Below are 15,843 nucleotides of genomic sequence, written 5' to 3' on the forward strand. Positions count from 1 at the left end.
ACTCCTAACAATTTTTTTCATCTCTTAATTTTATCACATAGGTTTATCTTTTACAACAGCCTTATGGATCAGGATCGCAATTATACCAACTAAAAGTCCAGCGATAAGGCCGCCTACATGCGCTGCATTATCAATTCCATCTGAAACATATCCATTTAATATTGTGAGCACGGATAAAAACAAAAGATCTTTTAACGAAATTCCTGAAATATGTCCCTTATTAAAAAATGCAAATACGATCAGCACTCCCATCAATCCACAGATTGCCCCGGATGCGCCACCTGCATATGTATAATAATTTCCCAGATAACAGCTGATCAACGAACAAATTGAAGCGGTGATCCCGCAAAACAAATATGAAATCAGAAAAACAATCCGTCCCATCAGATTCTCAACTCTCGCTCCCAGCGCAACCAGAACAACCATGTTGCTGAATAGATGAATCAGAGAAAAATGATAAAATATGGATGTTATGATTCGATAATATTGCTTTTCTACGATTACGTCATACAAATTATCCGCAAGCAATTCCTCCAGCCAAGAATTTCCCGCTGCATCTCTTGTATATACAGATATCACGAAAATAATAATATTGATTAATATCAATATCGGTGTTATTACACCAAACGTTTTACGGATCCTTGAAAGATTCCTGCCCTTTTCCTGCAGGATCTGTTTGTCAAGCACCGGCTGCAAGCCATCAAAATCCATTGGCTGATTTTCAAACACATACAGTTTGCCATAGTCTTCACTGAATAGCCAGACATTGCTCATCTTTGAAACAATCTCATTTACAGAATCATCAAACAATCCATTCGGTGTCAGTAATATATTAAGCAGTTTGATCCTTTTATCACTGTCTGCAGACAAGTCATGTATGATCTGTCTGTTAAACTTTTGTAAGCTTTCTGCCCTCAGATCTCTGCTGCTTCCAAGCACAACAACATATATGGCATCTGTTCCCAGTCTGCCATATACGTTATTGCTTTCAGGATTCAGTTTTTTATATCCCATTTCTTCCAGATGCTCAATTATCTGTAGAACATATTGCTGCATTTTTATAATCCAAGGAACAGATTCTCTACCTTTTCAATAACCGTATCCTTCATATTGCCACGGGTCTTCTCATACTGAAGACCGGACTCCATGATTTCCAACAACTGCATACGAAGGCCGGAATCAATGTCCTTAATGTGCTTCATAAGGACATCCTTGATCTCCATAACATATTCTTTCTGACGCATTTCCTCGATCATAGGCTCATAATTAAAGGAAACCGTGTTCTTCATCTCATCCTGTTTTCTGGAGCAGATCACACATTCTTCTGCTCCGCCCTCATTTACATGACCACAGTTACAGGTCCATACCAGTCCGTCTGACTTATAGTTACATACCGCATCCAGACCTTTTTTCATCTTAAGGGCTTTGAACTTTAATGGACTGAGATCTACATCGATCGGATCATCTCCGCAGGAATATACTCCACGGGAAGTTACATACTTCTGGATATATACCTTTGAGCTTGAAATGATCTTTATGTACTTATCCGGAAGCTTACATTCAACATAATCAGACTTCAGAAGCGACTGGCCTGTTTTATCAAATACGAAATCAACTCCGGTCAATGTGATCTCATCACCATAAATATTTGTAAATTTAATATCTGCCTTGATTGCTTTGATATCTTCCATATTGTAATTATTAAACCATGCTGATATTCTGGTTCCTTTTCCTTCTGAGGCAAGAACGATCTTTACAGCTCTTGGAACAAGCTTGTCATAATAGTTATTAACATATAACTCTTTTCTGACAAATACGCTCTTCTCAAACTCGGACTGATATTCTTTCTTGATAGAAACCAATGTACCCGCAGCAACAACAGATGTAATATTAGATGAGTAATCTACTACATTTGTATGGAAACCTACAACTGCATTGTACTTGGTCTTGCCAGCCATCTCCTTGAATGACTTGATTGCTTCATTCATTGCTCCATCCAGCTTCTCCTGATATATGCTGCTTCGATCTGTAGCAATATCTGCAATTGATGAACCAATCTCCTTCAGAAAGTTTGAACTTAAAATTGTCTGCACAAATCTATATGGACCATATTCTGAGATCTCATATCCTTCAAAACTTGTGCCAGATGTAATCATAATATCTTCCATGTGTAACGCACCTCCAAAAATATATGGAAATTGTACCACAAGTTTTTAGAATAGACAAATACTTTTTGTGAATTTTATCTTAAAATACCATCTTTTTTTAGTAATTTTATTCAAATAACTACAAATATCCGTTAAATCGCGATTGGAATATTTTTCACCTGAGGTCCGGTCTTATAATCTTCGATCGTAAAATCATCTACTGTGAACTCATAAAAATCCTTTATATCCGGATTCATTTTAAATTTCGGTGCAGGATAGGTTTCTCTCTCGATCAGTTCCTTCACGATCGGAATATGGCGGTCATAAATATGTGCGTCTGCGATCACATGAACCAGTTCACCCGGTTTGAAGCCTGTCACCTGCGCGATCATATGAACCAGCACTGCATACTGGACCACATTCCAGTTATTTGCTGCAAGTACATCCTGTGAACGCTGATTCAATATAGCATTCAGGCGGTCTCCGGTCACATTAAAGGTCATACTGTATGCACATGGATACAGATTCATTTCGTGAAGGTCCTGATGCACATACATATTGGTTATCATACGTCTGCTATATGGATTATGTTTCAGGTCATAAATCAGACGATCCACCTGATCCATCATACCCTCTTTATACTGATGTTTTACTCCCATCTGATAACCATATGCTTTTCCAATCGATCCATCTTCATCTGCCCAGCTATCCCAGATATGGCTCTTCAGATCATGGATATTATTTGATTTTTTCTGCCAGATCCAGAGCAGTTCATCAATAGCAGATTTCACATATGTCTTGCGAAGTGTGATCGCCGGAAATTCTTTTGAAAGATCATACCGGTTCACAACACCAAACTGTTTGATCGTATAGGCACTGGTTCCATCCTCCCATTTTGGACGAACCTTTTCCCCTTCTGTACTGTATCCGTTCTCTATGATCGAACGGCACATTGAAATAAATATATCATCTGCACGGCTCATTTTTATACCTCCATTTTTATCTTCTGAACTTTTGTAATTGTACCGTATCAATATTAAAAACGCAACTTTTTATCCCGAAACATGCAAGTTATTACATCAAACCATACAAGTTATTACATCAACGCTCCTGCAGCCACCTTTTTTGTTATGATTGAAAAAAACAAATGAAAGGAATCCAATATGAAAAAAGAAAACAATCCACTTCCTGACTTATTAAAGTATTTCCGCAAGAAGAAACATCTGACTCAGGAACAAGTCGCAAAACAGTTGTCTGTATCCCGTGCCAGCTATGCCAGTTACGAAACCGGAAGGATTATCCCCGGCATGCAGCATATCATGGAATTGTCCCGGATATTAGAGCACGACTTTCTGTTTGCCTATACTCTGGCTGTCCAGAATGCTCCGGCCGGTGCAATGCCGGAAGCAGTTTATGAAGAAAATCCATACCTTGCCGTTCCGGCTCTGCCCACAGATGCACAGAGCAATGAACGATCTGCAAAAATCGCCTGTCTGCCATCCATCGATCAAAAGCTGATCGACACTTATATAGATCTGCGTATTTCAGACAGTAAAACTACAAATGAAAGGAACTTCTAATATGACAACGAAAACAAATATAGGAAGTGCTCTTACCGCACTCAGAACCGGAAACCATCTTACCATTCAGGAAGCAGCAAAGCATCTGAAACTCACACCCTCCTCCTATTCCAATTATGAACATGGCCGCAGTTATCCGGATATCCGGCTGATCTTCCGCACAGCCGTATACTATCATATCAATATTGAATTTCTGATCTTTCTCGTCTGCATTGATCTTGCTTCTTTCGAAAATCTAAAAAACGAAGAATTGTTCCGTCTGTTTACCTACGGACACACCTTTTCCTGGGACTTTTTTGAATTGTTTGAACGATATAACTCCCTTTCCGATGTCTACAAACATGCTGCTTCTACTTTTTTAGAAGCAGCATCTATCTGCAATCAGCAGATATAGAAACAACAAAAATGCAGCAATCAGTTTCCCTGGCTATGCCTGCCTGACTGCTGCATTTATCGTATTCATTACTTTTTTCTTATCTGCGCTCCAAAGCGGTGCGATCAATAGTTTCTTTGGCCCATCTCCGGTCAGACGGTGGATCACCATATCCGGCGGCAGTACCTTCAGACACGAAACAACACATTCTGTATAATCTTCCAGCGATAAAACAGAACATTCTCCATTCTGATACAATTCAGCAAGGTTGGTTCCTTTAAGGACATGAAGTAGTTGCAGCTTTATGCCCTGTGCACCGCTCTTTCCTATATACTCTGCTGTTTCGATCATATCTCTCTGCGTCTCTCCCGGAAGTCCCAGTATCATATGTACGATCACATGTACACCAAGATCCCTGAGTTTTTTTACCGCCTCGTCATATACCGAAATGGGATATCCGCGATTGATAAACTTTGCCGTTTCCTCATGTATCGTCTGAAGTCCGAGTTCTACCCACACCGGCTTGATCCTCTGTATATCACGCAGCATATCGATCACCTGATTTCCCAGGCAATCCGGTCTGGTTGCAATTGAAATAACCGCAATGTCTGACCGCATCGCTGCCTTTCTATAAATATCCCGCAAACGGTCGATATCACCATATGTATTCGTAAATGACTGAAAATATGCAATATAATGTTTACCTTTGAACTTCGAAGCAACCAGCTGTTTTGCCTGTTCAATCTGTCGATCTATGTCCATATCCGCTTTTGGACTGAAATCACCCGATCCTAGACTACTGCAAAAAATACAACCGCCAATTCCTGCCGTTCCATCCCGGTTCGGGCAGGTGGTTCCGGCATTTAATGACAGCTTGTATAATTTCTCCCCGAAGGTATCCTTTATATATTGATTCGCTGTATATATATTCATCTTACATATTCCTTATACATTGATCCGCCATGTACATCTGCATAGTGCATATCTTTCATATCAAACCGATTCATAAGCCCATCCAACTTCCTTATCAGTCAGGCAGCAGCTCTACCGTTTAAAAGAATTCGAGCAGCTCCTCCGGCTTATGGATGATCTGGGTAGCACCATGTTCTAACAGGAATTCTTCATCACGAAAGCCCCAGGTAACAGAGATACATTCCAGTCCGCTGTTCTTCGCGGTCATGATATCCACATCTGAATCTCCTACATAGACTGTACCTTCCCGTCCGATCTGCATTTCTTTCATTGCTTCGATGCAAGTGTCCGGTGCCGGTTTCTTTGCTACATTTGCAGACTCCCCAATCGCAGTATAAATATACTCTCCAAAAAACTGATCCCGCAGTCCCTTTACTGCAGCATCAAATTTGTTCGATACGATCCCTGCCGGTATTCCTTTTTCTTTTAACACCTTAAGCACATCGATAACTCCCTCGTAAGAACCTGTCTTATTCAACATATTCTTTGAATAATGTTTCTTAAATATCGCAAGTGCTTTTAATGTATCATCTTCTGAAGTTCCCGTCGGAACTGCACGCTCCATCAGCTTTTCTACACCATTTCCTACAAAACGGCGGACCTCATCGATTGTCCGTTCCGGGTAATTCATCTGACGAAGTGCATAATTTGTACTGTCCGCCAAATCCTCTAATGTATTTAAAAGTGTTCCATCCAAATCAAATATAACTGCCTGATATTTCTTCATTGTACATCTGCCTTTCTGCCTTTATTCTATTCCGGCTGATCGAGTTCCTGTACAGCCCGAACCAGTGCCGGAACAATCTGTTTCTTTCTGGAAACCACGCCCTCCAGATATGCATAATGATCTACAAATTTCGTCTGGAATGCACGGGAACAGATCTCCTCTGCCTCATCTCCAAATGCCAGCATTCCGGAACTATCGTCTAAGATGCTTGTCATTACAAACAAAAATACATCACAGCCATTTTCTGTATAATCGGTCAGATACTCGTACATACTCTTCTGTATCTGTTCAATCTCTCTGGTATTGATCGATGTGATCTGTCCTATCGCAAAGGTACGTCCGTCAATCTCAAATTTCTTATAATCCTGATGCAGAATCTCATCAATCGTCTTTCCCTTCAGATTACTTCCGGCATCGAACATTTCCATTGCAAAATCATTCACATTTATCTCTGCAAGCTGTGCAAGTGCATATGCTGCATTCTTATCCTCGCAGGTGCAGGTCGGCGATTTAAACAGCAGCGTATCTGATAAAATAGCCGCACACATCAATCCCGCAATCTTCTTATCCGGTATAATATTCTGTTCTCTGTACATCTGATATATGATCGTAGATGTACAGCCGACCGGCTGATTTCTGAAATAAACCGGTGCAAGTGTTTCTACATTTGCAATTCTGTGATGATCGATGATCTCCCGAATCTCTGCCTTGTCGATATTATCAACCGACTGGGTACGTTCATTATGATCGACCAGGATCACCTGTTTCTTTCTCGCATTGATGTAATTACGTCTGGAAACCAGTCCCAAATAGTTGCCACTCTTATCTACGACAGGAAAATACCGGACTCTCGTCTTCGACATAACACTTTTAATCGTTTCAACCGAGTCATCCTCATTAAATGTCATGATATTATCACGAACCATAAAGAATCTTACCGGTATACTCTGACCGATCAATCTGGCCACCTTATAGGTATCATTCTGTGATATAATGATCGAACAGCCCTTAAATGCTGCAAGTTTTACTACATCATCATCTACCTTATCTACCAGACAAAGGATCAGCATACCTGCTCCCTTTTCGATAGCCATCAGCTGTGATTCCTTCCGGTCACTTAAGATAACAAGGTCACCCGGTTTTATAAAATGCTCCATCAACTCCACATGAGCCGCTCCAATGATAACTTTTCCATTTGTGATATAGCTGTGTGGATTTCCACAAACCATCTCACCATCGATCGTTTCAATAATATGACGGCATCTGGTTCTCGCTTTATACAGAATGTCGTCCTCCGAATTCAACATATAAGCTTCTGCAATATCTCCGACAGTTAATATTCCACGAATCTTTCCATTCTCCACAACCGGCAACGTCGTTGCATCATTCTTCTGCATGATCTCAAATGCTTTCTTCATTGTTGTATCACCCGGTACACCGGAAACGAGTCGGTAAGAAATATCACTCAATTGGGTGTCCACGTTTTTGATCAACTCCGGCACTTCCACATCAAAATAATTTAATACAAATTCTGTTTCTTTATTGATATTACCCGCTCTTTTGGGAATGTATTTATTTTCTGACTGATTCTTAAGATCTGCATACGCGATTGCTGAACAAATTGAATCCGTATCCGGATTCTTATGTCCGATCACAAATACCTCATCTCTTGGAATGTTATGCATATTCCACCTCCTATTAAGAACGCAAAACAGCCTGCTGCAAAATGCAGCAGCCTGTTTTGTCAGGTTGTATCATATTATACTTATAATTCGCTGATGTCAACCAGTGATAATCGTCTGTTTGCGGATGACTCCAAACTTGTAAGCAGCGCATTCGCTGTATCAAGGCTTGTAAGACAGGTAACACCAGTTTCAACTGCATGACGTCTGATCACGAAACCATCCTTGCTTCGTTCAATTCCCTGTGACGGAGTATCGATGATCAGATCGATCTCATGACTTAAGATCAGATCCAACAGATTTGGTGATGGTTCCTCTACTTTGTTGATCAGTTCAGCAGGTACTCCATTCTCATTCAGGATTCTACATGTGCTCTTTGTAGAGAAGATCTCATAACCAAGAGCCGCAAAACGTCTGCCGATTTCTACTGCATCCATCTTGTCTGCGTCCTTAACTGTAAGAATCATCTTCTTTGTCTTTGGAAGATTTACACCTGCACCAAGGAACGCCTTGTAAAGGGCTTCGTTGTAGTCCTTGGAGATACCAAGACATTCACCTGTTGATTTCATTTCCGGTCCCAGACTGATTTCAGCTCCACGGATCTTCTCAAATGAGAATACAGGCATCTTGATCGCAAAGTATTCTGCTTCCGGCTGAAGTCCCGGCTTATATCCCATATCCTTGATCTTCTCACCTGTGATAACACGGGTTGCAAGATCTACGATCGGAATACCGGTAACCTTGCTGATATATGGAACAGTACGGCTGGAACGAGGATTTACCTCAATTACATATACTTCATCATTGTATGCGATAAACTGTATATTGATCAGACCGATTACATGAAGGCTGTTTGCAAGCTTTCTTGTATAATCTTCAATTACACGTTTGATCTTTGGCGAAAGTGTCTGTGCAGGATATACAGAGATACTGTCACCGGAATGGATTCCGGCTCTCTCTACATGCTCCATGATACCAGGGATCAGGATGTCTTCTCCATCACATACGGCATCTACTTCTACTTCCTTACCCATGATATATTTATCAACCAAGACAGGATGCTCCTGAACATGTCTGTTGATGATATCCATGAATTCAATAATATCTTTATCAGAGATCGCGATCTGCATTCCCTGTCCACCTAATACATAAGAAGGTCTTACCAGAACCGGATAACCGAGTTCATTGGCTGCCTCTAAGGCTTCATCTCTGGTAAATACCGTCTTTCCGGCAGGTCTTGGGATACAACACTTCTCAAGGATCTCATCAAATAATTCTCTATCCTCAGCGGCATCTACATTCTCTGCACTTGTACCAAGGATCGGAACACCCATCTCCATCAGTGCTTCCGTCAGCTTGATCGCTGTCTGTCCGCCGAACTGAACAACCGCACCATCCGGTCTTTCCAGATCTACAATTGCTTCTACATCCTCTGCTGTCAGTGGCTCGAAATACAGCTTATTTGCAATATCAAAATCTGTACTGACTGTCTCAGGATTATTATTTACGATAATGGTCTGGTATCCCTTTCTCTCAAATGCCCATGTACTGTGTACGGAGCAGTAATCGAATTCGATACCCTGTCCGATACGAATAGGACCGGAACCAAGAACCATAACCTTCTTTACGGAATGATCTTCCTCTACTTCACTCTCACCGTCGAAGCAGGAATAATAGTATGGTGTAGATGCTTCAAACTCTGCAGCACAGGTATCAACCATCTTGAAAGATGCACGGATACCATAGCCATACCGCAGCTCTTTGATCTCTTTTATTGTCTTTCCTGTAAGCTGTGCGATTACCTTATCCGGGAATTCTACACGCTTGATCTCCTTCATCAGTTCCTTGGAGATATCTCCCTTGGAATCACGGATCTCCTGTTCATAGTCAACCAGATTGTTGATCTTATCAATGAACCAAAGATCAATCTTTGTGATATCGTGAATTGCTTCCTGTGTAATGCCACGACGAAGTGCCTCAGCAATAACAAAGATACGTCTGTCATCTACATGATGCAGAAGCTTTAAGATATCACTGTCAGACATATTCTTATATCTGCTGGAATGAAGACCATCTACATGCTGTTCCAGAGAACGGATCGCTTTCATCAATGCGCCCTCAAAGTTTGTGCAGATACTCATAACCTCACCGGTTGCCTTCATCTGTGTTGTCAGATCATGATCTGCCTTGATGAACTTATCAAACGGAAGTCTAGGAATCTTAACAACAACATAGTCCAGTGCAGGCTCAAAGCTTGCAAATGTCTTCTTGGTAATTGCATTCTTGATCTCATCCAGATTATAACCAAGTGCGATCTTTGCAGAAACCTTGGCGATCGGATAACCGGTTGCCTTGGATGCAAGTGCCGACGAACGGCTTACACGAGGATTTACTTCGATTACACAATATTCAAATGTAGTTGGATGTAATGCAAACTGTACGTTACAGCCACCACGGATATTTAATTCAGAAATAATATTTAATGCAGATGTACGAAGCATCTGATACTCTTTATCACCCAGTGTCTGGGATGGTGCTACTACGATAGAGTCACCGGTATGGACACCGACCGGATCCAGATTCTCCATATTACAAACTGTAATACAGGTACCATTTGCATCACGCATTACTTCGTATTCGATCTCTTTCCAGCCTGCGATACAACGCTCTACCAGAACCTGACCGACACGGCTGAGTCTCAGACCATTCATCAGAATCTCGACAAACTCTTCTTCATTCTCAGCGATACCACCGCCGCTTCCGCCGAGGGTGTATGCCGGACGGAGTACAACCGGATATCCGATCTTCTTAACAAATTCGAGACCGGCTTTTACCGTTGTAACAACCTCAGATGGTGCTACAGGCTCATGGATCTTCTCCATGGTTTTCTTGAATTCCAGTCTGTCCTCTGCTTTTTTGATTGTTGAAGAAGATGTACCGATCAACATAACATCATGTTCTCTTAAGAAACCGGATTCTTCCAGTTCCATTGCGATATTTAAAGCTGCCTGACCACCCAGTGTTGGCAGAAGGCTGTCTGGTTTTTCCTTCTCGATCACTGCTTTTACAACATCGGCTGTTAATGGCTCAATGTATACCTTATCTGCGATATCCTTATCTGTCATGATCGTAGCCGGATTGGAGTTGATCAGAACAACGCAAAGACCTTCTTCTTTTAATGAACGACAAGCCTGTGTACCGGCATAGTCAAATTCTGCAGCCTGTCCGATTACGATAGGACCGGAGCCAATTACAACAACTTTTTTAATATTCGGATTCTTTGGCATTACTTAGACACCTCCATCATATTCATAAATACATCAAACAAGAAGTCTGTATCAAGAGGACCGGCACATGCTTCCGGATGGAACTGTACGGTCTGTGCATTCTTACCAAGGTAATGAACACCTTCTACTGTACCATCATTTACATTGATAAAGCTGACCTCGGCAACCTTTCTGTCAAGGCTCTCTTCTTTTACCATATATCCATGATTCTGGGTTGAAATATAAACCTTTCCAGTCTTTAAATCTTTTACAGGATGGTTCGCACCCCTGTGACCGTATTTCATCTTTACGGTATCGCCGCCATTTGCAAGTGCAAGCAGCTGATGTCCAAGACATATTGCAAAAATAGGAATATCTGTATCGAAAAGTTTTTTCACTTCTTTGATTGTAACCTTGCAATCCTTTGGATCTCCAGGTCCGTTTGTTAACATGATGCCGTCCGGTGCATCTGCGATGATCTCCTCCGCAGGTGTCTCAGCAGGATATACGGTAACCTGACAGCCTCTCTTTAATAAAGATTTGATAATATTTCTCTTAACACCGAGATCGATAACAGCTACCTTGTAGCCATCTCCCGGATAAACTTTCTTTTCTTTGCATGTAACATCAAGAACAACATGTCCCATCTCCCATGCTTTGATCCGCTTCAGACAATCTTCAAGGTCATAAGAAGAATTTGTTGTGATCATGCCCTTCATTGTACCCTGATTTCTGAGGATCTTTGTCAAGGCTCTGGTATCAACTCCCTCGATACCTGTTATATTGTTATTAATAAGGAACTGGTTAATACTCTGTTCACTTCTGAAGTTACTTGGCTTCTTCGCAATCTCTCTTACAATAAATCCTGACTGCCATGGTTTATCAGCCTCCATATCTTCCAGACATACACCATAATTACCAATCAACGGATATGTCATACAAACTGCCTGCCCGGCATAGGATGGGTCTGTCAACACCTCTAAGTAACCTGTCATAGACGTATTGAAAACAATTTCGCTTATGATCTCATCGGTTGCTCCAATACTGGTGCCTTCAAATACATGTCCATCTTCAAGTATCAAAAAAGCTTTCATAATACAATTCCTTTCTTCTTTTTTCTATTTTTGCTCAAAAAAAAAGAGTGAACAGAGAATCTGTGCACACATACAAAGATCCTCATCTGCCTCTTTTTTCTAGTTTTGTCAATTCTAACACATTTGTTATTGTTAGACAACACTTTTTCATCGAAATTCGTCAACTTATTTCTGAGCAGCTTCCTGCTTCATTTTTTCTGTTGCTTCATACGCTCTTCTGCTGAACTCACAGCCGCAGAAGTTCTGTCTATATAAATTATATTTCTTTGAAAGCTCGATTGAGCGTTTATATCCGTTTTTCTTCTTAAAATCACTATGTAAAAACATTATACCATACTGCTCACCCAGCTCTTCTCCGATTTCATTGAGCCAGTCTGCATTTTTATGTGGACTGATCGACAAGGTTGTGGTGAAATAGTCATATCCATGTTCTTTTGCAAACGCGGCACTTTTATCCAGACGAAGTTTATAACAGGCATAACACCGTATCCCGCGTTCCGGCTCTTCTTCCATTCCTTTTGCCATTTCAAGAAACCGTTCGCTCTCATGCTCTTCCAGATATGGTTTCACCCCATTCTCCTGATATACTTCATGGACAAAGCGTTTCAATTCGTTCCAGCGTTTCCCGTATTCTTCATCACTTGTGATATTCGGATTATAAAAATAAGCAGTAATATCAAAATAATTGGCCAGGACTTCCAGACAATGACTGGAACAAGGGGCACAGCAGCAATGAAGCAAAAGCTTCTTTTTACTGCCGGAATCCGATATTTTCTTCAATTCTTCTTCCATCATAGTATAATAGTTTGCATTTTTCACTATTTATCTCTCCTTTTTTATAAAAAATAACGGAAGTTTTTCCCTATTCTTGTCTTTTTGTGCATTATTAACAGTTGACTTTGTGCTATCTATACAATATACTATATTCAAACAAACATAGGCATACTATATGATGGAGGTGTTTATCATGACAGTTGAACAGGCAATCAAAAAATATAAATTACAGCCGGTAAGTGTCAGTGTTGCTAAAGTGAAGGCCAAAGAACTGAATGTGGAGGAAGTTTTGTACATGAATGTACAGAAGAATAAATACGCCTACATTGTTAAAGATGGTGCACGGGGAATCATGCTTTACTCCGACGAAAGAAGTCTTTATACCAAACTGTATAAAGGGCTTAAGATGACTCCTCTTCAGCCATAATTTCGTATTTAATTTCACACCACATAAAAGAAGCTTATCATCAGAAGTCCGGATTTCAGACCGGATCTGTTATAAGCTTTTTTTATTACTCTAAATGTCGCAGCTTCTTCAGCAACAAAAAACTCTCATTTCATTTATTTAAAATAATCTGTACTCCGGTAATTCCTCTCCAAACAGAAAATGCCTGATTCCATCATCCACAAATATTATGATCAATGAAAGAAACATCCACAGCACAGAATACGGCAGACATATCTGCCCCATTACATTATATGGCAGGTATGAATAATCCCATACTCCAACATGAAAGATCAGATTTACGATAACTCCGGTTACAAATTCAAACAAAGTTATGATCCCTGACGATAAAATCATCTGTAGCGGAATCGGCATTCTCGGGAACATCTGATTCAAACCTCCGCAGGCAATCATACACAGCCCCCCACAGATTATCATGGAATAATGAGAATAATCTCTGGTAAATATCTCAAGAAAATAATATACCATCCCTCCGGTCAAAAACAAAGACAGATATTTAAAAAAAGTAATCTTCATCGCAAGCACCTCTTTTTATAGTATCTGTCTTTCTGCTTATAAATATGTGTCTGTTCCTGACTTTCTCTATTCCCGGATTTTTCCCTTAAAAAATTGTTTTACATGTTCAATCGTCTTTGCATCAAGCTCTAACAAGACTTCCTCTGTGCGGTTATTCTTATTCAGGATAAAAGAATAAACAGGATTCTCTGTGTTCTTATCCTTTGAAGTGAAATTAATCGTTTTAATACCGGAATTTGCCTGATGCTCATTATCCCTATAGATTGAATCTACAGTCGTGATCTGCTTTACTTCTCCACCTTCAAAATGATACACCTGTTTTCTGCTGCTCTTTGCGGTGATCCTTGCAACCTCAACATCATCATTTACAAACAAATATTCAAACTCACACTCTTTTCGATTGATCGCAAGTGAAAATATAATTACACCAACAACCGCAAGCGGAAGTCCAAAGATTGCGCCTCCCGGTACAAAGAACATAAAAAATGCTCCCACCACAGTGATAAATGCTCCAAGTACAATCAATACCATAATTCCGGCAGAAGTCTTTGTTTTCACTATATGTTCTACATATCCATCTGTTGTCATTTTATTTCTCCTTTTTGTATATACATTCTATAATTATTATACATGGTATCCATACTTTTTTAAACCACTTCATTTATGAAAATATGATCTGATTTTCTATATAATTCTGTGCACTCCTTATACGGCTCATAAAACATGATCCCATGGCCTTTCTTTATCATCTTATGATCTGTATATGTTCCAAACAATTCAACCTCAGAAAATACAGGAATATCACTCTCGCAAATTCCATATAACAACGGATCGATTGATCCGGTAACTGTACAATACTGAACGATCTCTGCGCGATCCCCATCATACATAATTCCATATACCGCTGCTATCTCATTTTCATCCTTTATAATATATACATCACCGAATAGAGACTGACATTCCATTCCAAGATCCTCCAGGTAGGCTCTGGTTCGTGGTACAAAGAGATCATAACGTTGTGTCAGTTTTACAGAAAAGCTTTGCAACTGTTCATCTGTTATATCTTCCAACCCACAAAGCTCATAATCATTCTTCTCAGGTTTCAGATCTGTTATATTATAAAAGCCGCTTTCTACCACCGGAACAAATCCCAGTCCTTTATAATAGATCTCTTTCTCCGGCATCAGATAAATATAATCGTAATTATTCTCTGCCGCATATGACAGCACATACTTCATTAACATCGACATAATTCCCTGTTTGCGAAATTCCGGGACTGTCGCAACTCCAACAACATAACCGCCCTTTTTATATGCTGTCACTCCTGCTGTCGTCTCAGCAAGAGTATATGGATTTAAATGCACCATGGAAATGATCTTAGAGCCATTCTTTGCCACAAAGATCTGATTCCTTATTGCTACACTTGAAAAATAATAATCCATATATGCATCCTGATCGTCAAATGACTGTTTCCAGAGTTTTCGTATCTCGTTCAAATCTTCCGCTCCGGCAATCTCTATCCTGATCGAATCAAACGATTTACGATCCATATGATCGTATCTTTCTTCATTCATACCCGAACTACCTACTACCTGACCGGACAGCCCTGACAACCGGCACAGCCTCCTTGATTCATTCCCATAACATCATAATCATAGTTTCCAACAGTCTCTAACAGACAGACAGCCTGTGAACTGATTCCAAGGCCTGCTCCGGTAAATCCCAGCTTTTCCTCTGTCGTAGCCTTCACATTCACCCTGTTCACCGGAAGCTCCAGACATTCTGCAATATTCTTTCTCATATCTTCTATATATGGGGCAAGCTTCGGCTGCTGTGCTATCACTGTCGCATCTATATTCTCTATAAAGAAAAAATTCTCGTCCAGAAGCTTCTTCACTTCCTTTAACAGCACCATGCTGTCTGCACCCTTATAACGGTCATCTGTATCCGGAAAATGCTTGCCGATATCTCCCAGTGCCGCTGCTCCAAGAAGCGCATCCATGATCGCATGTAGCAGAACATCTGCATCTGAATGCCCAAGCAATCCTTTCTCATATGGAATCTCCACTCCGCCAAGGATCAACTTTCTGTCTTCTACCAATTTATGAACATCATAGCCCATTCCAACTCGCATATTTGATTTCTCCTTATTTCTTATTTACCCATCTCACCCGATGATAAAATGTTTATCCATTCTATAATAATTTATCCATTCATAATCATAATTTATCCATTCATAATCAACG

At 40.4% G+C, this 15,843-nt stretch carries 16 protein-coding genes; 3 read left to right on the top strand and 13 right to left on the bottom strand.

Going from position 1 to position 15,843, the window contains the following annotated elements; genetic code table 11:
• Positions 1–33: 33 nt before the first annotated feature.
• The 3 genes from WKT03_RS03985 to thyA all read right to left on the bottom strand — a co-directional run bounded on the left by WKT03_RS03985 (position 34) and on the right by thyA (position 3,130).
• The gene (locus tag WKT03_RS03985) at positions 34–1,056 is read right to left on the bottom strand and encodes a rhomboid family intramembrane serine protease (protein ID WP_340390933.1); all 1,023 of its coding nucleotides are present in this window, start codon (positions 1,054–1,056) and stop codon (positions 34–36) included.
• Between the two features lie 2 nt (positions 1,057–1,058).
• On the bottom strand, positions 1,059–2,168 hold the full coding sequence (locus WKT03_RS03990; protein ID WP_021943767.1) for a YbjQ family protein: 1,110 nt from the start codon (positions 2,166–2,168) through the stop codon (positions 1,059–1,061).
• 131 nt (positions 2,169–2,299) lie between these two features.
• Positions 2,300–3,130, bottom strand: coding sequence for a thymidylate synthase (gene thyA / locus WKT03_RS03995; RefSeq protein WP_340390934.1), 831 nt, complete (start codon positions 3,128–3,130; stop codon positions 2,300–2,302).
• A 180-nt stretch (positions 3,131–3,310) separates the two neighbouring features.
• On the opposite strand from thyA, the gene WKT03_RS04000 reads away from it, so the two are divergent.
• Both WKT03_RS04000 and WKT03_RS04005 read left to right on the top strand, forming a co-directional pair.
• Positions 3,311–3,727: a helix-turn-helix transcriptional regulator gene (locus WKT03_RS04000; RefSeq protein WP_117822695.1), complete on the top strand. Its 417-nt coding sequence runs from the start codon at positions 3,311–3,313 to the stop codon at positions 3,725–3,727.
• A 1-nt stretch (position 3,728) separates the two neighbouring features.
• On the top strand, positions 3,729–4,121 hold the full coding sequence (locus WKT03_RS04005; protein ID WP_021943764.1) for a helix-turn-helix domain-containing protein: 393 nt from the start codon (positions 3,729–3,731) through the stop codon (positions 4,119–4,121).
• A gap of 33 nt (positions 4,122–4,154) precedes the next feature.
• On the opposite strand, the gene WKT03_RS04010 is transcribed toward WKT03_RS04005, so the two are convergent.
• The 6 genes from WKT03_RS04010 to WKT03_RS04035 form a co-directional block, all read right to left on the bottom strand.
• Positions 4,155–5,033 carry a TIGR01212 family radical SAM protein gene (locus WKT03_RS04010; RefSeq protein ID WP_021943763.1) on the bottom strand — a complete coding sequence of 293 codons (879 nt, stop codon included), beginning with the start codon at positions 5,031–5,033 and terminating at the stop codon, positions 4,155–4,157.
• A gap of 118 nt (positions 5,034–5,151) precedes the next feature.
• Positions 5,152–5,799, bottom strand: coding sequence for an HAD family hydrolase (locus WKT03_RS04015; RefSeq protein WP_021943762.1), 648 nt, complete (start codon positions 5,797–5,799; stop codon positions 5,152–5,154).
• A 26-nt stretch (positions 5,800–5,825) separates the two neighbouring features.
• Positions 5,826–7,484, bottom strand: coding sequence for a putative manganese-dependent inorganic diphosphatase (locus WKT03_RS04020; protein WP_117807641.1), 1,659 nt, complete (start codon positions 7,482–7,484; stop codon positions 5,826–5,828).
• A gap of 80 nt (positions 7,485–7,564) precedes the next feature.
• Positions 7,565–10,768 (bottom strand): carbamoyl-phosphate synthase large subunit, encoded by a 3,204-nt coding sequence (gene carB, locus WKT03_RS04025; protein WP_021943760.1) that lies wholly within the window; start codon positions 10,766–10,768, stop codon positions 7,565–7,567.
• Positions 10,768–11,841: a carbamoyl phosphate synthase small subunit gene (locus tag WKT03_RS04030; protein WP_021943759.1), complete on the bottom strand. Its 1,074-nt coding sequence runs from the start codon at positions 11,839–11,841 to the stop codon at positions 10,768–10,770. The genes carB and WKT03_RS04030 overlap by 1 nt, the downstream gene beginning before the upstream one ends.
• A gap of 165 nt (positions 11,842–12,006) precedes the next feature.
• Positions 12,007–12,663, bottom strand: a complete 657-nt coding sequence (locus WKT03_RS04035) for an epoxyqueuosine reductase QueH (RefSeq protein WP_416810448.1) — start codon at positions 12,661–12,663, stop codon at positions 12,007–12,009.
• Between the two features lie 145 nt (positions 12,664–12,808).
• Between WKT03_RS04035 and WKT03_RS04040 the strand changes: the two genes are divergently transcribed.
• The gene (locus WKT03_RS04040; protein ID WP_021943757.1) at positions 12,809–13,042 is read left to right on the top strand and encodes a hypothetical protein; all 234 of its coding nucleotides are present in this window, start codon (positions 12,809–12,811) and stop codon (positions 13,040–13,042) included.
• Positions 13,043–13,180: 138 nt separating this feature from the next.
• Here WKT03_RS04040 and WKT03_RS04045 read toward each other — a convergent pair whose 3' ends face one another.
• The 4 genes from WKT03_RS04045 to ispF form a co-directional block, all read right to left on the bottom strand.
• Positions 13,181–13,597, bottom strand: coding sequence for a putative ABC transporter permease (locus tag WKT03_RS04045; RefSeq protein WP_021943756.1), 417 nt, complete (start codon positions 13,595–13,597; stop codon positions 13,181–13,183).
• 66 nt (positions 13,598–13,663) lie between these two features.
• The gene (locus WKT03_RS04050; RefSeq protein ID WP_340390935.1) at positions 13,664–14,185 is read right to left on the bottom strand and encodes a DUF6106 family protein; all 522 of its coding nucleotides are present in this window, start codon (positions 14,183–14,185) and stop codon (positions 13,664–13,666) included.
• A 59-nt stretch (positions 14,186–14,244) separates the two neighbouring features.
• On the bottom strand, positions 14,245–15,171 hold the full coding sequence (locus tag WKT03_RS04055; protein WP_147353884.1) for a GNAT family N-acetyltransferase: 927 nt from the start codon (positions 15,169–15,171) through the stop codon (positions 14,245–14,247).
• Positions 15,172–15,185: 14 nt separating this feature from the next.
• Positions 15,186–15,731: a 2-C-methyl-D-erythritol 2,4-cyclodiphosphate synthase gene (ispF, locus tag WKT03_RS04060; protein ID WP_021943753.1), complete on the bottom strand. Its 546-nt coding sequence runs from the start codon at positions 15,729–15,731 to the stop codon at positions 15,186–15,188.
• Positions 15,732–15,843: the final 112 nt, after the last annotated feature.

This window comes from Coprococcus sp. HCN-4056, assembly GCF_037892645.1.
In the GTDB taxonomy this organism is placed as follows: domain Bacteria; phylum Bacillota; class Clostridia; order Lachnospirales; family Lachnospiraceae; genus Coprococcus; species Coprococcus ammoniilyticus.